Annotated in this window: 17 protein-coding genes and 1 pseudogene; 14 read left to right on the top strand and 4 right to left on the bottom strand. The window is 65.6% G+C overall.

The genetic code is table 11. The features are described 5' to 3' along the window. Position 1 precedes the first annotated feature (1 nt). The 8 genes from GIW57_RS06635 to GIW57_RS06600 all read left to right on the top strand — a co-directional run bounded on the left by GIW57_RS06635 (position 2) and on the right by GIW57_RS06600 (position 8,580). On the top strand, positions 2–976 hold the full coding sequence (locus GIW57_RS06635; protein ID WP_125432875.1) for a hypothetical protein: 975 nt from the start codon (positions 2–4) through the stop codon (positions 974–976). Next, entirely contained in the window at positions 976–2,676 is a 1,701-nt protein-coding gene (locus GIW57_RS06630) for a hypothetical protein (protein ID WP_236509557.1), read from the top strand. Before GIW57_RS06635 ends, GIW57_RS06630 begins: the two co-directional genes overlap by 1 nt. Beyond that, positions 2,673–3,455 (top strand): phage BR0599 family protein, encoded by a 783-nt coding sequence (locus tag GIW57_RS06625; protein WP_236509555.1) that lies wholly within the window; start codon positions 2,673–2,675, stop codon positions 3,453–3,455. Before GIW57_RS06630 ends, GIW57_RS06625 begins: the two co-directional genes overlap by 4 nt. Before the next feature lie 11 nt (positions 3,456–3,466). Next, complete coding sequence (locus GIW57_RS06620; RefSeq protein ID WP_040006695.1) at positions 3,467–3,697, top strand: hypothetical protein; 231 nt, start codon at positions 3,467–3,469, stop codon at positions 3,695–3,697. Then, positions 3,694–3,924 carry a hypothetical protein gene (locus GIW57_RS06615; RefSeq protein ID WP_236509548.1) on the top strand — a complete coding sequence of 77 codons (231 nt, stop codon included), beginning with the start codon at positions 3,694–3,696 and terminating at the stop codon, positions 3,922–3,924. Before GIW57_RS06620 ends, GIW57_RS06615 begins: the two co-directional genes overlap by 4 nt. Then, positions 3,917–6,175 (top strand): phage tail protein, encoded by a 2,259-nt coding sequence (locus tag GIW57_RS06610; RefSeq protein ID WP_236509546.1) that lies wholly within the window; start codon positions 3,917–3,919, stop codon positions 6,173–6,175. The genes GIW57_RS06615 and GIW57_RS06610 overlap by 8 nt, the downstream gene beginning before the upstream one ends. A 5-nt stretch (positions 6,176–6,180) precedes the next feature. Beyond that, positions 6,181–7,674: a tail fiber domain-containing protein gene (locus tag GIW57_RS06605; RefSeq protein ID WP_236509538.1), complete on the top strand. Its 1,494-nt coding sequence runs from the start codon at positions 6,181–6,183 to the stop codon at positions 7,672–7,674. Between the two features lie 144 nt (positions 7,675–7,818). After that, a complete protein-coding gene (locus GIW57_RS06600; RefSeq protein WP_236509536.1) occupies positions 7,819–8,580 on the top strand; it encodes a DNA adenine methylase in 762 nt (253 codons plus the stop codon). A gap of 114 nt (positions 8,581–8,694) precedes the next feature. On the opposite strand, the pseudogene GIW57_RS06595 reads toward GIW57_RS06600, so the two are convergent. Continuing rightward, positions 8,695–9,159 (bottom strand): annotated as a pseudogene (locus tag GIW57_RS06595) (SGNH/GDSL hydrolase family protein); the annotation flags it as partial. Between the two features lie 97 nt (positions 9,160–9,256). Here GIW57_RS06595 and GIW57_RS06590 point away from each other — a divergent pair. Beyond that, positions 9,257–10,174 carry a LysR family transcriptional regulator gene (locus tag GIW57_RS06590; protein ID WP_236509534.1) on the top strand — a complete coding sequence of 306 codons (918 nt, stop codon included), beginning with the start codon at positions 9,257–9,259 and terminating at the stop codon, positions 10,172–10,174. Positions 10,175–10,278: 104 nt separating this feature from the next. On the opposite strand, the gene recN is transcribed toward GIW57_RS06590, so the two are convergent. After that, positions 10,279–11,940, bottom strand: a complete 1,662-nt coding sequence (gene recN / locus GIW57_RS06585) for a DNA repair protein RecN (protein ID WP_099820183.1) — start codon at positions 11,938–11,940, stop codon at positions 10,279–10,281. Between the two features lie 115 nt (positions 11,941–12,055). Between recN and hrcA the strand changes: the two genes are divergently transcribed. From hrcA to dnaJ, 4 genes are all read left to right on the top strand, one after another. Then, positions 12,056–13,120 carry a heat-inducible transcriptional repressor HrcA gene (gene hrcA / locus GIW57_RS06580; RefSeq protein WP_089240450.1) on the top strand — a complete coding sequence of 355 codons (1,065 nt, stop codon included), beginning with the start codon at positions 12,056–12,058 and terminating at the stop codon, positions 13,118–13,120. Positions 13,121–13,183: 63 nt separating this feature from the next. Beyond that, a complete protein-coding gene (grpE, locus tag GIW57_RS06575; protein ID WP_025878870.1) occupies positions 13,184–13,699 on the top strand; it encodes a nucleotide exchange factor GrpE in 516 nt (171 codons plus the stop codon). Positions 13,700–13,900: 201 nt separating this feature from the next. Beyond that, the gene (dnaK, locus tag GIW57_RS06570) at positions 13,901–15,826 is read left to right on the top strand and encodes a molecular chaperone DnaK (protein ID WP_099820185.1); all 1,926 of its coding nucleotides are present in this window, start codon (positions 13,901–13,903) and stop codon (positions 15,824–15,826) included. 154 nt (positions 15,827–15,980) lie between these two features. Further along, positions 15,981–17,114 (top strand): molecular chaperone DnaJ, encoded by a 1,134-nt coding sequence (gene dnaJ / locus GIW57_RS06565; protein WP_025878872.1) that lies wholly within the window; start codon positions 15,981–15,983, stop codon positions 17,112–17,114. Positions 17,115–17,178: 64 nt separating this feature from the next. Here dnaJ and GIW57_RS06560 read toward each other — a convergent pair whose 3' ends face one another. Together GIW57_RS06560 and GIW57_RS06555 are read right to left on the bottom strand one after the other, a co-directional pair. Beyond that, a complete protein-coding gene (locus GIW57_RS06560; RefSeq protein ID WP_100464973.1) occupies positions 17,179–17,559 on the bottom strand; it encodes a hypothetical protein in 381 nt (126 codons plus the stop codon). Positions 17,560–17,621: 62 nt separating this feature from the next. Next, positions 17,622–18,419, bottom strand: a complete 798-nt coding sequence (locus GIW57_RS06555; protein ID WP_236509533.1) for a helix-turn-helix transcriptional regulator — start codon at positions 18,417–18,419, stop codon at positions 17,622–17,624. A 73-nt stretch (positions 18,420–18,492) separates the two neighbouring features. On the opposite strand from GIW57_RS06555, the gene GIW57_RS06550 reads away from it, so the two are divergent. Then, positions 18,493–19,684: MFS transporter (locus GIW57_RS06550; RefSeq protein WP_236509531.1), on the top strand; the 1,192-nt coding region annotated here is incomplete at its 3' end.

Here is a 19,684-nt window from a genome sequence, read left to right as displayed (position 1 = left end):
GATGGCCTACGCCGAATTCACCAATGTTCCCAACGTACAGACCCTGATCGACCTGGTGGTGCAGTTCGCGCAGGCCAATGGCTGGACCGTCGAGCGCAACAACCTGGTCGGTGCCAATCGCACCGCCACGCTCCGCATTCCTGGCGTCTCCGACTACGTTCATCTTTTCAACACCGACCAGCTGAGCCTGAGGTCTCGCATCTCGATTGGCTATGACGGAAACGGAGCACCGTCCGTACAGCCGTTGGTGTCCCCGCGCGACATCTCGACATACGAACTGGCTGGCCCATTCCCCCGTTTGAAGCTGTTCGCCAACGGCAATGCGATCCACGTCGCCATCGCCCAGGCCGTTGCCGGCGAGTACCGCCATCACACCTTCGGCGTTCTTGAGAAGGCTGGCGCATACACGGGCGGCACGTATGTCGACGGGACCTATTGGGCGCGCACGGGAAGCTATAGCGGGATGGTCAGCCAGAACGGCAACAACGTCGTCTTGTTCGGCCACAACACCAGCACCACGGGGTGTGGGCATGTGCGTGCGGATTCGGCTGAAGATGGCCGCGCGAACAATTACAGCCGGATCTGCAACTACTACGGCAGCACGCTGGATGCCGAAGGTCAGGCAGGATCCGGTGTCGGATCTATCTACCAGTCGAGCACTTCCTCCAGCCTGGACAGTATGTGGTTGGGTTATGCCCTCGCAGGTGGCGACGAGAACACTTTCTCTGGCCGCAGCGTGCTTCATCCGATTCAGTTGAGCATTCGCCGCCCCGGTACCGGTGTGTACCTCTCACCGATCGGGCGAGTGCCCGGACTTCGTGCCTGCTACCTGGAAAAGCTCGAGCCCGAGCAGGAGATCACCATCGGCGAAGACACATGGATGGTGTTTCCTTGGCTGCGCAAGCTGGCCATGAGCAGCGTGACCAACGCGCCTCCGGCCAGCGGCAACTATGGCTGGGCTGTGAAGAAGTCCTGATGGCCATCATTCTCACCACGCAGAGCAGCACAGGGCCCAACTGGCGCAGTGGCAATCTGGCGATACCGCGCACCCGCATTCCTCTCCAGTTTCGCGGCGCAGCTGCACGGCTGGGTTTCTTCACCGGGTCGACCAAAGAATCGACCATCGAGGAGCCCGAACAGCGATCCAGCGGCCCCCAGCAGCGCACATCGTTCGATGACTGGTACTACCGCATCCACGTGCTGCCACTGCGCATCGACCTGGGCAATCTGGTCACCAACCAGGTGCGCTACGTCCAGGTTTGGAACTCCTACCTCCAGCAGCAGACCCTGACCTCTGCAACCCTTGAGAACGGCGAGGGCGTTCAGATGGTGGGTCCCGGAGCGCCGCCGCTGCCGTTTGCGCCCCTGCAGCTGCGCCGTTGGCAGCTGTCGGTCACGACCGAAGGCCCGCCGGTGATCGCGGCTACGCTGTCTTACGACTTCGTGGCTCTCGGGCGTCGCACCGTCACGATTACCGGCAACCGCATGTCGGCCTGGATGCTGCCGCCGGATTGGTCCCGCCCGGTGTCGGAAACCCTGGCCTGGGCGACGGACGTGCAGCAGTCGGTCGGTGGCGGCGAAGCGCGATTTCCGCTGCGTGGCTCGCCGAGGCGCTCTTGGGAGTTCAGCGTGCTGGCCGACCGGCGCGAGCGGCAGGTGCTTGAACACGCACTGTTCGACTGGTCGGCGCGTACCTGGGCGCTGCCGGTCTGGAACGACGTGTCGTGGCTGAGTGCGCGCCTGGCGCTGGGGGTGCAGTCCATCCCGGTACAGGCCGCCACGCAGCGCGACTACCGCCCCGGCGGCCTGGCCATGCTTTGGAAGGACGTCACCACCTACGAGCTGGTGGAAGTGGCCGACATTGCCGCTGACAGTCTGCAGCTGGCCCGCCCCACGGCCAACGCCTGGGCACTTGGCACACGGGTGCTGCCCTGCAGGACTGCTCGTATTGCCGAGACCCCCAGCCTGGAACGCGTGACCGACCAGGTCATGCGGTCGACCGTGCGCCTGGCTGCGGTGGAGACCTGCGACTGGCCGGCAGCTGCGCCGGCGGCTGTCTATCGCGGTCGACCTGTGCTGGAGCAGCGTCCCGACCTCGACCAGGCGCAGACGGCCGAGTTCGGCCGGCAGCTGGTGGTGATCGATGGCGATATCGGCCCTGTTGCCGTCGATGACATCACCGGCAAGGCATGGCCACTGCAGTCACACGCCTGGCAGACCTGGGGACGCACAGAGCAGGCCAACCTGCGCAGCTTGCTGTACTGGTTGCAAGGCCGGGCGGCCGCTCTGTGGGTGCCGTCCTGGGCCGACGACCTGGAGCTGGTCGAGCCGGCCCTGACCACCTCCAGCGGCATCGTGGTCGCCTGGGCGGGTGTGGCTCGCTTCGGGCGTGCTCAGTCCGGCCGGCGCCACCTGCGCATCGAGTTGTTCAGTGGCCAGGTGCTGTACCGGCAGCTGCTTGAGGCCACAGAGCTGGATCCACAGCGGGAGTTCCTGCAGCTGGACGTGCCGCACGGCATCGCCCTGCAGCCGAGTGCCATCCGCTTGATCAGCTGGATGGTGCTGGCCCGCCTCAGTTCCGACACCGTGGAGCTGTCCCATGAAACCGATGGTGAGGGCGTCGCGCGTTGCCGCGTGTCCTTCGCCGGCATTGGCGCTGAGGAGAGCGAACCATGAGCCTGTTCTCCCGCCATGTCGAACTGTATGAATTTGGGCGCGGTTCCCAGCGCTGGCGCTATACGTCCAGCGATCGAGTCGAGATCTACGATGCGCAGCCGTTCAGCCCCGAGGCGATCAAACGCGGTCGCCTTGGCCAGTCGGCACAGGAGGCCAGGTCCAACCTGGAGGTGACCGTACCGCTGTCCATCTCTTTGGCGTCAGTCCTGCGGCCATATCCGCCGACCGATCGCATCGTCGTTCGCTGGCGCCGGATTCGGAAGAGCGACGGCGCGATCCGCGGCACCTGGAACGGCGTGCTGAGCGACTTCAGCGAGCGGCAGAATGATCTGCTCCTGACCTGCCAGAGCAATGCCGGCGCCGCTGCGACGAACGGCCTGCGCCGGTGCTGGCAGGCGCAGTGTCCGTTCGCGCTGTTCGACGCCGACTGCGGTCTGAATCCGGAGCTGTTCCGGGTCGATGGCGTGTTGTCAGCCGCATCCGCTCAGACGATCACGTCCACTGCCTTCACGGCGAAGCCGGACGGTTGGTTCGTCGGTGGATTCATCAAGTGGGTCCAGGGCACGGCCGTCGAGTACCGCTTCGTGGTGGGCCATGTTGGGCCGACCCTCACCTTGCTTACCGCAGCGCCGCTCGCAGCGGGCGCGCTGGTATCCGCCTACCCCGGCTGTGGCCACGCCCTGCAGATCTGCCACGAGAAGTTCAACAACGCACCGAACTACGGCGGCCAGCACACCATACCGCCGAAGAACCCCTTCGGACCTGATCCCATCTTCTAAAGGAGCCTCCCATGTGGGTTCAAATCGTCGTAATGATCGTGGCGCTGATCGTCAGTTACGTGATGCGCCCGAAGCCTACGGTTCCGAAGCCGGCCGCCCTGGAGGACTTCAATGTCCCCACCGCCGAGGACGGTCGCGAGTGCAGCATGGTCTTCGGTACGAACTGGATCGATGATCCCAACGTGCTGTTCTACGGCGATCTGCGCACCACACCGATCAAGGTCAAGGGTGGCAAGAAGTGATTGATCGTCCTGTCCTGGTTACCGTCGAGCACGCCCGCGCGGCCAAGCTGGGCGAACACAGCGGCGTGCTGTGCGCCGCCGGCATCCGCAGCTGGATGGATCGTCACGGTCTGGATCTGCGTCGCTTCCTGGATGAAGGCCTGCCGGTAGAGCAGTTCGAAGCGCTGGACGACGCCTTCGCACGGCGCCTGGCGGCGATCGCCCGCGAGGAGGCTGGCCGTGGGTAGTGGCAAGAAACAGACCGTAGGCTATCGCTACTACATGGCCCTCTATATGGGCGAATGCCTCGGCCCGGTGGACGCACTGCGGGAGATCCGCGTAGGCGACCGCAAGGTCTGGGACGGTAGCGCGCAAACGGCGTGGACCAAGGTGCTCGGGATGAACATCCCCAGGACGGTGCCTGCCACCGGCCCGATTACAGCGTCTCGCTCGATCACCATCCTGGCGCCGGAGATCTTCGGCGGCGACAAGGGCGAAGGCGGCATCGTCGGCACGCTGGAGGTGCGCATGGGCGAGCCCGCCCAGATGCCCAGCACCTACCTGCAGTCGCTGGTGCCCGGCCCGTGGCCAGCCGCCCGTGGCCTGTTCACGACAGTTTTCAATGGCCAGGTGTCGGCCATGAACCCGTACATCAAGAATTGGACGAAGAAGGTCTCGCGCTGGCGCCAAGGCTGGAAGAAGGGGCTTTGGCAGGGTGACCTGGTGCAGATCGATGAGGGTATGAACCCGGCCCACATCATCTATCAGGTGCGCACAGAGGGCATGGGCCACCCGATCGACGTGATCAACGACGAAAGCTTCCGCAAGGCGGCACAGACGTTGAAGAACGAAGGGTTCGGCCTGTGCCTGAAGTGGTCCCGATCCGTTCCTGCAGGCGAGTTCATGGACATGGTGTGCGACCACATTGGTGGCATGCGCATCGAGGATCCGGTGACGGGGCTGACCGAGTTGGTGCTGGTGCGGCCGGACTATGACCCAGCCACCCTGGAAGAGATCGGCCCGGCGAACATCATCGAGCTGCTGGAGTGGCAGCAGCCGATGCTGGAAGACAGCGTCAACGAGATCACGGTCGTCTACCGGGATATCGCCACCAACAAGGACGCAGCTGTCACCTACCAGAATCTGGCCAGCGTTCAGGCGCAGGGCCGGGTCGTCAGCAGTCGCAAGAACTATCCCGGCCTGTGGAACGCAGCACTCGCGGGGCGGGTTGCGGCGCGCGAAGTAGCTGCAGTGAGCAGTTTGCCCTGCAGGGTGAAGATCCGGGTGCGTCAGGATGCCGGCCCTTTCAAGCGCGGGCAGGTGCGTGCCCTGTCGTGGCCACGGCGCGGCGTTGCCCGCATGCCAGTGCGCATCCTGGACGTCGACGACGGCACACAGACCGAGACGGCCGTGGTGTTGACCGTCGTCCAGGACGTCGCCGGCATGGCCGCTGCCAGCTACATCCAGCCTTCCGAGAATGCCTGGGTGGAGCCGGACACCAAGCCCAAGCCGGTCACCGTGCAGCGCCTGCAGGAGGCCAGCTACCGCGACCTGGCCACGACTCTCGGGGCGTCGGAGCTGGCTGCTGTGTCGCCTGACGTCGGCTACCTGACGTCGATCGGTGTACGGCCGACCTCGGTGGCGTTCGGCTACACGTTGCAGACCCGGTTGGGAAGCGCGCCGTTCGCCGAGGCGGGCGCAGCCGACTTCGCTCCCACTGGCCTGCTGATCACCGCAATGACGGCCACCACCACGGCCATCGCCCTGTCCGCCGGCGTCAGCCTGGACATGATCGAGGTCGGCACCGAGGCGCTGATCGATGACGAGCTGGTCCGGGTGGTCTCGATCGACCCGGTGGCGGCGACGCTGACCGTGGCCCGTGGCTGCGTGGACACTGTGCCGATGCCGCATGCCGTGGGTACGCGGGTGTGGTTCACCGACGAATATGTCGGCTTCGATGGCCGTGAGTACATGGCCAACGAATCGCCCCAGGCGAAGCTGATCACACGCACCAGCCAGGGCGAGCTGAACCCGGATCTGGCCACGACGATCGGATTGACGCTGCAACGTCGCCAGATCCGGCCTTATCCGCCCGGCCGCTTGCGCCTTCAGGGCGAGGCCTACCCGCCGGAATTGTGGACCTTCGGCACCGAACTGACGGTGCAGTGGGCGCACCGCGATCGCCTCCTGCAGGCCGACCAGCTGATTGACACCACGCAGGGCAACATCGGCCCGGAGCCTGGCACTACTTACACCGTTCGCTGGTACCTCGCCGGGGCGCTGGTGCGGACGCAGGCCGCCATCAGCGGCACGACCGACACCTACACGCCGCCCGCCGGCAGCGGTGGACAGCAGATCCGTGTCGAGGTCGAAGCCATCCGTGACGGCTACCGCAGCTGGCAGATCCAGCAGCACACCTTCCTGTACCGCGCGCAGCTGGTGACCGAGGCGGGCGATCGCCTGGTCACCGAAGCGGGCGACCCCCTGATTCTGGAGTAACGAAAATGGTCGACGTAAAGATCTCTGGCCTGCCGGCTGCCGCCGTGCTCACCGGCAATGAGGCGATTCCAGCTGTCCAAGGGGGCGGCAGCGTGAAGCTCCTGGTCAGTGCGATTCGGGCTGGTCTGGCAGCTGATGGCAACGTGGTGCATACCTCTGGTACGGAGAGTATCGGCGGGACCAAGACTTTCCAGGTCTACACCTATTTTTCGGGAGGTTTGGCTTCTGATGGAACCATCACGATTCGGGGCGATGGCACCGGAGCCGCTCGACTGATGCGAATCGGCGGTACCCGAACCGCAGACGGTCCGGCTTACTTCGACCTTGTGGCAGAGGCAAACCGCTCTGACTACAACACTCGCTTCTATCGCAGCGGTGGCGTAGATGGAGACACCAACATCAATCATCGTGGCGCCGGCGTGCTGGCATTGAACGCTGAGAACGCTGGTTCCATCGACTTGCGCATTTCCGGCACCAGCGCAATGCGCGTCAATTCCGATCGGTCAGTCACCTTCGGTGGCAATGCTGCTGCGATGGCGGCTACCCGCGTCAGCCTGGGCGCGGTTGGTCTAGTGGGAGCCGAGCAGGTGTCCGGGGTGAAGACGTTCTCGTCTGAAGTCCGAATCCAGAACGTGGCTCCCGGCTTCTGGCTCGATGAGTCGGACGGCGCGAACGGATTCTTCGCCGTTGTAGATTCAGGCGTCTATCAGCTTCAAGTAAGAGGCCCCAATTTCGGGGGGTATGTCCGGCAAATGCTGCAGGTCAGCGCATCTGGCGGCACCTTCGCAATGGGCGGGGACCTGGTTCGACCGCTGGCGGACAACGCTCAGGCCCTGGGAGCGTCCAACTACCGATTCACATCTCTATGGTCTGTGAACGGTGCGGTCCAGACTTCTGATGCTCGTCTGAAAACACCATTGGAGTGCATGACGGATGTGGAGGAGGCGGCGTTCCTGGAAATCAGCGCGCTCCCGGCGAAATGGAAGTGGAGGGCTCGCGTGGAGGAAGAGGGCGACGAAGCTCGCTGGCACGCAGGCCCTTCGGTGCAAGCCGCGATCGCTGTAATGGAGAAGCATGGCCTCAGTGCGTTTGCTTACAGCGCGTTCTGCTACGACTCGTGGCCGGCTGAGGACGAGGTATGGCGGGAGTGGCCCGCACAAGAAGCCGAAGTTGTTGAGTGGCCGGCCGTGCCGGAGACGTGGGCCGAAATTCCGGCGGAAGTTGATGAGGCCGGCGAGATTGTCATTCCTGCCCGGCGTGAGTTGGTCCACGAGGCCATGCCGGCAGGGCGCGTGGTGCTGAAGGAACCTGTCGAGGCTGGTCGCGAGCTTGTCCGGCCTGCGGTTCAGGCGGGCGACCGCTACAGCTTCCGAGTATCCGAGCTGCAGGCTTGGATTCTGGCAGCAATGGCTCGCCGTGAACGCCGCGAGCGCGAGGCGGTCGAGCAGCGCCTGGTCAGCATCGAGCAGCGCCTGGCTGTCCTTGAGACCGGGAAGTAGTTCAAGAACTGGGCGCCGGCCGATCAGCGGGAACTGATCGGCCGACGCCGCAACACACGCGACAGCCCGCGTGCAATTGGCCAAGGCCCAGCCCCCTCGCGCGGGGAGGCTCAGTCTGGCCGGGATCCATCGCAGAGGCTGAGAATGAAGACCACAACGCTGTTCCCCTGGCCGGGCGGGAAGACCCGCCTACTGCCGCACCTGCTGCCCCTGGTGGCCGAGAACCCCCACCGCACCTATGTCGAGGCGTTCGCTGGTGGCGCGGCTCTACTGTTCGCCAGGGAGCCGGCCAAGGCTGAAGTCCTGAACGACTGCCACGGCGAGCTGGTGCGGCTGTATCGGGTGGTGGCCAACCATCTGGAAGAGTTCGTTCGCCAGTTCAAATGGGCCCTGACGAGCCGCGAGATGTTCCGCTGGTGCCAGCTCCAGCACCCGGACACCCTGACCGATATCCAGCGTGCCGCACGCTTCTATTACCTGCAGCGGCTGGCATGGGGTGGCAAGGCGACTGGCCAAACCCCCGGTTTCGGCCGGGGCGGCAAGGGCCTCAACCTGCTGCGCATTGAGGAGGATCTGAGCGCCGCACACCTCCGGCTTCACAAGGTCACCGTCGAGCACCTGCCCTGGCAGCAGTGCCTGGCCAAGTACGATGGAACGGACACCCTGTTCTTCCTCGATCCGCCGTACTGGGAGACCGAGGGGTACGGCGCTCCCTTTGGCATGGACCAGTACCAGGAGCTGGCCCGTCAGATGGCAGGGCTGCGTGGCGCGGCGATCCTGACGATCAATGACCACCCGGCCATGCGGGAGGTCTTCAGTCAGTTCAGAGACCGGGTGGTGCCAATCCGCTACACCATCGGCCGCCAGGCTGTTCAGCGGCGGGAGCTGATCTACACGACTTGGTAGGGGAGCCAGGGCACGGGGCGGTTTCCGCCCCGTGCAATTTCATTCCGCTGGGCGCAACATTGGCGGCCCACCGTTTATCTCACCAGCGGCTGGCGATTTATCGCGCGCCGTTACACCCTCCCAATGGAAGGTCTGCAGCGGCGTGGGGTCGGGCAGGTAGACGCTGACGTGCAAGGCCTGCCGATCAGCAGTGGGAAGGGGGAGCGGATCGCTCAGGCGGTCCTGCCCCGGCGCAATCACGACCCCGGGCTGGCCGTCGAAGCGCAGCGGCTGCGGCGTGTCACCCGTACGTGCAGCCACGCTGGCAGCGCCGATCTTCAACGGCCGGGTGCCATAGGCATTGGTCAGCCGGACCCGCAGGCGCGGCCCGCCCAGGCTGAGGCGCGCGCTCTGCCGGAAGGTCTGGTCCTGCAGTTGGCCGGGAATGAGGGCAGGAAACAGGAAATCAGCGCTCCATACCGGCTGCGGGCTGGCTTGCCAGCTGGCGACCCAGTGCGGCGCGGGTGAGGCGGTTGACGCGGCGGCGGCGCCGGACAGGGCGAACAGGGCGGTGGCGGTCAGTTGGCTCAGACGATTCATCGGAATGACCCGGTGGGAGGGACGGCCATGGTGCGTCCGCGCTCACCTGTGAACTAGACTGCGCATGGATAATCATCTGTGAATCAAATTCATTGCCATGGCACGCACCGACATCAACCGATCCGGCGAACTGGAAGTGTTCGTGCGGGTCATCGAAACCGGCGGCTTTTCCGCTGCCGCCCGCAGCCTGGAGATGACGCCCTCGGCGGTCAGCAAGCTGGTTGCGCGGCTGGAACAGCGGCTGGGGACGCGCCTGCTGCAGCGTTCCACCCGCCAGCTACAGCTGACCCCGGAGGGGTGTGCGTTCTATGAGCGCGGCCTGCGGGTGCTGGCTGATCTGGAAGAAGCCGAACGCTGCGCCAGCGCCCACGCCGAGCCGCGCGGGCGGCTGCGGGTGAATGCCAACGTGCCGTTCGGCCAGCACTTCCTGCTGCCACTGCTGCCGGACTTCCTGCAGCGGCACCCGCAGGTGGGGGTGGACCTGACCCTGACCGACGAGGTGATCGATCTGCTGGAGCAGCGTACCGACGTGGCGGTGCGGGCCGGTCCGCTGAAGAGCTCCAGCCTGGTCGCGCGCCGGCTGGGGGCAACGCGGATGATGATCGTGGCGGCACCGGCCTATGCGGCACGACACGGATTGCCGGGCAATGTCGAGGCGCTGCTGGCGCACAACCGGCTGGATATCGGCCACGCACGGTCGGTGCAGGGCTGGCCGCTGTTGCAGGATGGGCAGGAGCAGCGGGTGCTGCCCAGCGGAAATGCGCGCGCCAGCAATGGCGATGCACTGCGTCAGCTGGTGCTGGGCGGGCTGGGCATGGCCCGTCTGGCCGCGTTCCAGGTGCAGGCCGACATCGCGGCAGGGCGGTTGTTGCCGGTTCTGGAGGACGCCAACCCGGGCGACCTGGAAGAGGTGCACGCCGTGTTCCTGGGGCAGGGTGGTTACCTGCCGCTGCGGGTGCGCGCGTTCCTCGATTTCCTGGTGGAAACGGTGGATCTGGCGCGACCGCTGGGGTGACATGCGCCGCGCTACCGCGCGGAAGCCGAGCATGGGCTCGGCTCTACACGTCGGTTCCGTTCGAGATTCCTGTAGAGCCGAGCCCACGCTCGGCGCCACCAGCCTCAGGCCTGCAGCAGCTTGCGCGCGGCGGCGCGGGCTTCCTTGCTCACTTCCACGCCACCGAGCATGCGCGCCAGCTCTTCCTCGCGCGCCTTGGTGTCCAGCTTCTCCACCGCGCTCTGGGTCATGCCTTCCACCGGCGCCTTGCTGACCCGGTAGTGCGCGTGGCCCTTGGAGGCGACCTGCGGCAGATGGGTCACGCACAGCACCTGACGCTTCTCGCCGAGCGCGCGCAGCTTCTGCCCGACGATATCGGCCACCGCGCCACCGATGCCGGAGTCGACTTCGTCGAACACCATGGTCGGTACCGCGTCGAGGTCGAGCGCGGCCACTTCGATGGCCAGCGAAATGCGTGACAGCTCGCCACCGGAAGCGACCTTGCGCAGCGCACGCGGTGGCTGGCCAGCATTGGCCGCCACCAGGAATTCAACGCGCTCGGCGCCCTGCGGGTCCGGCTTGCCGCTGTCCTGCGGCTCCAGTTCGATCAGGAACTGGCCGCCGCCCATGCCCAGCTCGGCGATGATGCCGGTGGTGGTGGCCGACAGCTCGGCAGCAGCGGTGCGGCGGCTGCTGGTCAGCACCGCGGCCTCGACGCGCCAGGCCGCTGCGGCCTTTTCAATCTCGCCGGCCAGGCGCTGCAGGCGCTCGTCGGCGCCACGCAGCTGTTCCACTTCGGCGTGCATGCGCTCGCGCTGCATACCCAGCTCATCCATCGGCACGCGGTGCTTGCGGGCCAGATCGTGCAGGCGGCCCAGACGGCGCTCGTTCTCCTCGAACTGGTCCGGATCGGCGTCCAGGTCGTCATGCACCCGGTCGAGCAGGGCCAGGGCTTCGTGCAGCTGGATGGAGGCGCTGTCGATCAAGGCATCGACATCGCCCAGCCGCGGGTCATGTTCGGCCACCCTGGCCAGTTCATGCCGCACCTGCTGCAGCAGATCCAGCGCCGAGTGGCCTTCGTCGCCGTTGAGCTGGTCCGAAGCTGCCTGGCAGGCGGCCAACAGGGCGCTGGCATGCGCCTGACGGCGATGGCTGGCGCCGAGCGCGGTGATCGACTCCGGTTCCAGATCCTCACGGTCCAGTTCGCGCAGCTGGTGTTCGAGGAAGCCGATGCGGTCACTCACATCGCCCTGTTGCGACAGTGCCAGGGATTCATCGACCAGCGCCTGCCAGGTGGCGGCAGCGCGGCGCACCTGGCGGCGTTCGCTTTCGTTGCGGGCATAGGCGTCCAGCAGGGCCAGCTGCGACGGACGCGTCAGCAGGGCCTGCTGCTCGTGCTGGCCATGGATCTCCACCAGCAGGCCAGCCAGGTCCGCCAGCTGCGCCAGAGTGACCGGGCGGCCGTTGATCCACGAGCGCGAGCCGCCGTCGGCGCGGATCACGCGGCGCAGCTGGCATTGGTCGTCATCGTCCAGCTCGTTGCTGGCCAGCCACTGGCGGGCGGCCTGCAGCTGGTCCAGTGCGAACTCGGCCGACAGTTCGGCCCGGGCCGCGCCGTGGCGGACCACGCCGCTGTCGGCGCGCAGGCCGGACAGGAAGCCCAGCGCGTCGACCATCAGCGACTTGCCCGCGCCGGTCTCGCCTGAAACCACGGTCATGCCCGGCCCGAACTCCAGTTCGGTGGCGCGGACGACGGCGAAATCCTTGATTGAAAGATGTCTGAGCATGGGTAAGGGGGTGTCTGCAGCCGCGCAACGCTAGCACGCGCGGCGGGGTCGTCCAATGACTTGCCAAGGGGATGCGTCGCCATTATCTAATGTCCCTGTCTCACAGGTTGATTCCATGCACGGTTCTCCCGACCAACTTGCCCCGCGCGCGCGGCACCTGCTGCGCACGCTGATCGCGCGTTACATCCAGGACGGCGAACCCGTGGGCTCGCAGACGCTGGCGCGCGTGGCCGGCCTGGAGGTCAGCCCGGCCACCATCCGCAACATCCTTGGCGACCTGGAAGACCTGGGCCTGCTGGCCTCGCCGCATACCTCGGCGGGGCGGATTCCGACCGCGCATGGCTATCGGGTGTTCGTCGACAGCCTGCTGCAGATGCAGCCGCCGGGTGAAGGCGAGCTGGCCCGGCTGCGTCAGGAGCTGGCCGGCGGCGGCAGTACCCAGGCTCTGCTCGGCAGTGCCTCGGAGCTGCTGTCGGCGATGAGTCATTTCGTTGGCGTGGTCAGCGCCCCGCGCCGCGAGCAGTTCGCCTTCCGCCAGATCGATTTCGTGGCGCTGGACGGGCGCCGGGTGCTGGCGATCCTGGTGTTTGCCGACAATGAGGTGCAGAACCGGGTGATCGAGACCCGCCAGGACTTCGCACCGGGGCAGCTGGAGCAGGTGGCCAACTACCTCAATGCCCACTTCGCCGGGCTGCCCCTGGCCGAGATCCGTACCCGCCTGCTGCTGGAGCTGCGCGACGCGCGGTCCGAGCTGGAACAGGTGCTGGCGCACAGCATCGAGCTGGCCGAGCAGGCCCTGCAGCCGCCGGCCGACGACATGCTGGTGGCCGGCCAGACCCGTCTGATGGGGGTGCAGGACCTGTCCGACCTGGAGCGCCTGCGAGAACTGTTCGAGCTGTTCTCCAGCAAGCGCGAGATCCTCCAGCTGCTGGAGCGGACCATCCAGGCCCCCGGCGTGCGCATCTTCATCGGCGAGGAAACCGGCGTGGTGCCCCTGCAGGGCGTCTCGCTGGTCACCGCCCCGTACACCGCCAATGGCCAGGTACTGGGCGTGCTGGGCGTGATCGGGCCGAAGCGGATGGCCTACGACCGCATGATCCCGCTGGTGCAGGCCACCGCCGATGTGCTCGGTGCGGCCTTTTCGCCCGGCGGGCGAAGTCCAGGTGCATCGGACGCTTGAAACGCAGCATCCCGCCCACACTAGGGTGGGTGGAGGCGGAGAGTGACCGCCAGGGACCCAGACATGAATCAAGATCAGCCAGACATCGCCGCCCAGCAGGCCGCCGCCGACGCAGCTGCCGCCGAGGGCGTCAACGAACAGATCGAACAGCTCCGCGCCGAAGTGGAGCAGGTCAAGGCCGAAGCGCTGCGTGAGCGCGCCGACCTCGACAACCAGCGCAAGCGCGTGGCCCGCGACATCGAGCAGGCGCGCAAGTTTGCCAACGAAAAGCTGCTGGGCGAGCTGCTGCCGGTATTCGACAGCCTCGATGCCGGCCTCAAGGCCGCCGGCGACGATGCCCATCCGCTGCGTGAAGGCCTGGAGCTGACCTACAAGCAGCTGCTGAAGGTCGCTGGTGACAACGGCCTGGTGCTGCTGGACCCGACCGGCCAACCGTTCAACCCGGAACACCACCAGGCGATCAGCCAGGTCGCCGCCCCCGGCGCCGCCCCGGGCAGCGTGGTGACGGTGTTCCAGAAGGGTTACCTGCTCAACGAGCGCCTGCTGCGGCCGGCGCTGGTGGTGGTTGCCGCCGATTGACCCCGCGCGCCGGGCCAGGCCTGGCGCGGGTGTCTTCGCCCCGGACGGGGCCTCGGCACGACCGACGCTGAACGTGTTGGGCGAACGGAAACACAGCGTTCGGCGGGTGGCTTGAATGTTCCACGAGCCTCCCCCACATCCCATTCATCCACCGGCCGAACGGCCGGACTGACAAAAACAACATCCTTCAAGGAGTCCCCCATGGGCAAGATCATTGGTATCGACCTCGGCACCACCAACTCGTGCGTGGCGATCATGGACGGCGGCAAGGCCCGCGTCATCGAAAATTCGGAAGGCGATCGCACCACCCCGTCGATCGTCGCCTACACCAAGGACGGCGAAGTCCTGGTCGGTGCCTCGGCCAAGCGCCAGGCCGTGACCAACCCGAAGAACACCTTCTACGCGGTGAAGCGCCTGATCGGCCGCAAGTTCACCGACGCCGAAGTGCAGAAGGACATCGCGCACGTCCCGTACAGCATCCTGGCCCATGACAATGGCGATGCCTGGGTGGCCACCAGCGATGCCAAGAAGATGGCGCCGCAGGAAATTTCGGCCAAGGTGCTGGAGAAGATGAAGAAGACCGCCGAGGACTTCCTCGGTGAGAAGGTCACCGAAGCGGTCATCACCGTGCCGGCCTACTTCAACGACAGCCAGCGCCAGGCAACCAAGGACGCCGGCCGTATCGCTGGCCTGGACGTCAAGCGCATCATCAACGAGCCGACTGCGGCTGCGCTGGCCTATGGCCTGGACAAGGGCGACAACAAGGATCGCAAGATCGTTGTGTACGACCTGGGCGGCGGCACCTTCGACGTCTCGGTGATCGAGATCGCCAATGTCGACGGCGAGAAGCAGTTCGAGGTGCTGGCCACCAACGGCGACACTTTCCTGGGTGGCGAAGACTTCGACAACCGCGTCATCGAGTACCTGGTTGAAGAGTTCAACAAGGACCAGGGCATCGACCTGCGCAAGGATCCGTTGGCCCTGCAGCGCCTGAAGGATGCTGCCGAGCGCGCCAAGATCGAGCTGTCCAGCGCCCAGCAGACCGAAGTGAACCTGCCGTACGTCACCGCTGACGCGTCGGGTCCGAAGCACCTGAACATCAAGCTGACCCGCGCCAAGCTGGAATCGCTGGTGGAAGAGCTGATCAAGAAGTCGATCGAGCCGTGCCGCGTTGCGTTGAATGACGCCGGCCTGCGTTCGAGCGACATCAGCGAAGTGATCCTGGTGGGTGGCCAGACCCGCATGCCGAAGGTGCAGCAGGCTGTCACCGAGTTCTTCGGCAAGGAACCGCGCAAGGACGTCAACCCGGACGAAGCCGTGGCACTGGGTGCCGCGATCCAGGGCGGCGTGCTCGGCGGCGACGTCAAGGACGTGCTGCTGCTGGACGTGACCCCGCTGTCGCTGGGCATCGAAACCATGGGCGGTGTGTTCACCAAGATCATCGAGAAGAACACCACCATCCCGACCAAGGCCTCGCAGGTGTTCTCCACCGCCGAGGACAACCAGTCGGCCGTGACCGTGCACGTGCTGCAGGGTGAGCGCGAACAGGCCCGCTTCAACAAGTCGCTGGCCAAGTTCGATCTGTCCGGCATCGAGCCGGCCCCGCGTGGCCTGCCGCAGGTGGAAGTGTCCTTCGACATCGACGCCAACGGCATCCTGCACGTGTCGGCCAAGGACAAGAAGACCAACAAGGAACAGAAGGTCGAGATCAAGGCCGGTTCGGGTCTGTCCGAGGAAGAGATCGCACGCATGGTTGCCGACGCGGAAGCCAACCGCGAAGAAGACAAGAAGTTCCAGGAGCTGGTGCAGGCCCGCAACCAGGCCGATGCCCTGATCCACGGCACCCGCAGCGCGATCACCGAGCACGGCAGCAAGGTCGGTGGTGAAGTGATCGGCAAGGTCGAAGCGGCCCTGGCCGATCTGGAAACCGCGATGAAGGGTGACGACAAGGCACAGATTGAAGCCAAGTCGAAGGTGCTGGAAGAAGCTGGCCAGTCGCTGTTCGCTGCCGCTTCGGCCGACCAGGGCGGTGCAGCCCCGGGGGCCGACGCCGGCAATGCGGGCAAGGCACAGGATGACGTGGTGGACGCCGAGTTCACCGAAGTCAAGGACGACAAGAAGTCCTGATCCGGACCGACGCGGGACGCTGCTTGCCAGCGTCCCGTTGTCGTATCAGGGTCCTGACCGCCCTCTGGCGCGTCGGGGCGCCCGACGCAAGAGCGGACCTGGTTCCGCTCTTCCGCTTTGACGAATCCCGACTTTCCGGAATGCGATCCACGATATGAGCAAGCGCGATTACTACGAAGTGCTGGGCGTTGCCCGCACCGCCACCGACGAAGAACTGAAGAAGTCCTACCGTCGTTGCGCGATGAAGTTCCACCCGGACCGCAACCCGGGTGATGCGGCGGCCGAAGCCTCCTTCAAGGAGTGCAAGGAAGCCTACGAAGTACTGTCCGACGGCAACAAGCGCCGCATGTACGACAGCCATGGACACGCCGCGTTCGAACACGGCATGGGCGGTGGCGGTGGTGGTCCGGGTGGCCCGGACATGAACGACATCTTCGGCGACATCTTCGGCAACATCTTTGGTGGTGCAGGCGGCGGTGGTCCGCGCCAGGCGCGTCGCGGCGCCGACATCGGTTACGTGATGGAGCTGGACCTGGAAGAAGCGGTGCGTGGCGTCGAACGCCGCATCGAGATTCCGACCCTGGCCGAATGCGGCGACTGCGATGGCAGCGGCTCGGAAGACGGCAAGGTCGAAACCTGCAACGTCTGTCATGGCCGCGGCCAGGTGCGTATCCAGCGTGGCATCTTCGCCATGCAGCAGGCCTGCCACAACTGCGGCGGCCGTGGCCAGATCATCGCAAAGCCCTGCAAGACCTGCCACGGCAACGGTCGTGTCGAGGAAGACAAGGTGCTGTCGGTGAAGGTGCCGGCAGGCGTGGATACCGGCGACCGCATCCGCTTGGCGGGTGAGGGCGAGGCTGGCCCTGCGGGGACGCCGCCGGGTGATCTGTACGTGGAAGTGCGCGTGCGTGAGCACCACATCTTCCAGCGCGACGGCGACGACCTGCACTGCGAAGTGCCGATCCGCATTTCGCAGGCCGCACTGGGCGACACCGTGCGCGTGGCCACCCTCGGTGGTGAGGCGGAAATCCGCATTCCGGCCGAGACCCAGACCGGCAAGCTGTTCCGCCTGCGCGGCAAGGGTGTTCGTTCGGTGCGCAGCCGCAGCGAAGGCGACCTGTACTGCCGCGTGGTGGTGGAGACGCCGGTCAACCTCACCAGCGACCAGCGCAAGCTGCTGGAGCAGTTCGAAGCCACCTTCAACGGTGAAGATGCGCGCAAGCATTCGCCGAAGTCGGCGACCTTCATCGATGGGGTGAAGGGCTTCTGGGACCGGATGACGTCCTGAGCGACCGACGGAAACGTTGAACGGAAACGCCGGGCAATGCCCGGCGTTTTCGTTTGCGGATGCGCTACAGAATTTCCCAGTTGGCTTTTCCGTACAGCCGCCGCCCCTCGAACAAAAGCGTTCCGCGATCACCCACGACATCCAGTTCGAACCAGGGTTGGCCGTCCCGTTTTCTGGGCCGGACGTAGAGACGCTTCTGGGCGCGATTCATTTCGACGTAATACGAGTTCCGTAGCGGGGCATCCTTGGGCTGCCCCGTCCATTGAACTTGGATAAAGCCATCGTCGTCTCGGCCTTGGATCTGGAGAAGGAAATGAAAACCGTCCTTCTGTTCATCCGAGTAGAAACCGAACTGCGTGCCGGTCGCGTATGCCGGTAGTTGCATTGCCGACAGGGCCAACAGCGCAGCAAAAAGCCATCGGGTGATACTCCATGCCTTTATCACAATTGCCTCCTCTTCCTTGGACGCGTTCCGAACATGACCATGTGTAGACGGCGTTCAACGGATCAACGGAAAAACGCCGCCGGCGTCTGTCCCAGCTGGCGTTTGAACATGCTGGTGAACGCACTCGGGCTTTCATAGCCCATCGCCAGCGCGACATCAATCACTTTCTCGCCGCGGGCCAGCCGCTCCATCGCGGCCAGCAGGCGTGCCTGCTGCCGCCACTGGCCGAAAGTCATGCCCAGTTCGCTGGCGAAGTGACGCTGGATGGTCTTCACATCGATCGCCAGCGCCTGCGCCCAGTCCTGCAGGGTCGCCTCGTCGCCGGGATGCTTCTGGATGTGCTGGCAGATCCGCTGCAGGCGCGGGTCGACGGGCTCGGGCAGGTGCAGCGGCAGTACATCCATGCGGTGCAGTTCGTCGAGCATCAGCCGCACCACCCGCCCATCGCGGCTGTCCTCTTCATGCGGTCCGTCGATCAGGCTCGCCGCCTGCAGCAGTTCGCGCAGCAGCGGCGCCACCTGCACGGCGAAGGGTTCTGCCGGCAGGTGCGGGGCGAATGCCGGTTCGATGTACAGGCTGCGCATGTGCACGTCGGCGATGCAGTCCACCGCATGCGCCATGCCTGCCGGCATCCAGATGGCGCGGGTGGAGGGCACCACCCAGCGGCCGACCTCCGATCGCACCACCATCAGCCCGGACATGGAATAGACCAGCTGGTGTCGGCGGTGCTTGTGCGCCGAGATGTGGGTGCCGGCGCGGTAGTCGCGGGCGCGGCAGGTCACCGGGCGATGCACCGGGACGTCGTTCCACGGCGCGGTTTCGCGGATGGGGCAGGGGGTGTCCTTTTTGCGATAGGCCATGACCAGAACGCGGCAGAAGGGAGCGGGTGGTCACCGTAGCATGCACGGCTCGCCCCCATCCTGACCGTGCGCAATGTCGACTCTGGCTTCTCCCGCCGTATCCGCCCGCCCCGTATCGCCAGGAGTGCTGGCGGCGATCTCCAGCTCGCACATGGTCAACGACATGATGCAGTCGCTGATCCTGGCCATCTATCCGGTGATCAAGGGCGGCTTCAACCTCAGCTTTACCCAGATCGGCCTGATCACGCTGACCTACCAGCTGACCGCCTCGATCTTCCAGCCGCTGGTCGGGCTTGCCACCGACCGCCGGCCGGCGCCGTACTCCCTGCCGATCGGCATGGCCTCGACCTTGTGCGGCATGCTGCTGCTTGGCTTTGCGCCCAATTACGCGATGGTGCTGCTGGCCGCCGCGCTGGTCGGCATTGGTTCGGCCATCTTCCATCCGGAAGCCTCGCGCATCGCGCGCCTGGCCTCCGGCGGCCGTCACGGCCTGGCGCAGTCGGTGTTCCAGGTGGGAGGCAACTTCGGTACGGCGCTGGGGCCGCTGATCGCCGCCGCGGTGATCGTGCCCTACGGCCAGCATTCCGCATCGTGGTTTGCCGGTGCGGCGTTGATCGGCATTGCCCTGCTGACCTATGTCGGCCGCTGGTACTCGCTGCATCTGGGCGCTCCCCGCCCAGCAACACATGGCGTGATCGCGGCGCGCCATCCACCGCGCACGATCGCCCGGGTGCTGGCGATCCTGCTGGTGCTGATCTTCAGCAAGTACTTCTACATGGCCAGCATCGGCAGCTATTTCACCTTCTACCTGATGCATCATTTCGGCATTCCGGTGGCGCAGGCGCAGCTGCATCTGTTCGCCTTCCTGGTGGCGTCCGCCGCGGGCGGCTTCTTTGGTGGGCCGCTGGGTGATCGAATCGGACGCAAGCCGATCATCTGGGCCTCGATCCTGGGCGTGGCACCGTTCGCGCTGATGCTGCCGCATGCCGACCTGCTGTGGACCACGATACTGGCGGTGCTGATCGGCTTCGTGCTGTCTTCCGCGTTCTCGGCGATCGTGGTGTACGCGCAGGAAATGATGCCGCACCGGATCGGCATGGTGTCCGGCCTGTTCTTCGGCTTCGCCTTCGGCATGGGCGGTCTCGGTGCGGCCGTGCTGGGTTTGCTGGCCGACAAGACCAGCATCGAATTCGTCTACCAGCTCACCGCCTTCCTGCCGCTGCTGGGCATCGTTGCCGCCTGGCTGCCGCCATCGAAGCCTTCTG

It is taken from the genome of Stenotrophomonas sp. PA-6-5C (assembly GCF_021605635.1).
Taxonomy (GTDB): Bacteria; Pseudomonadota; Gammaproteobacteria; order Xanthomonadales; family Xanthomonadaceae; genus Stenotrophomonas; species Stenotrophomonas lactitubi.
The sequence above is the reverse complement of the archived record's forward strand: the minus strand, read 5'-3'. Positions and strand labels throughout refer to the sequence as shown.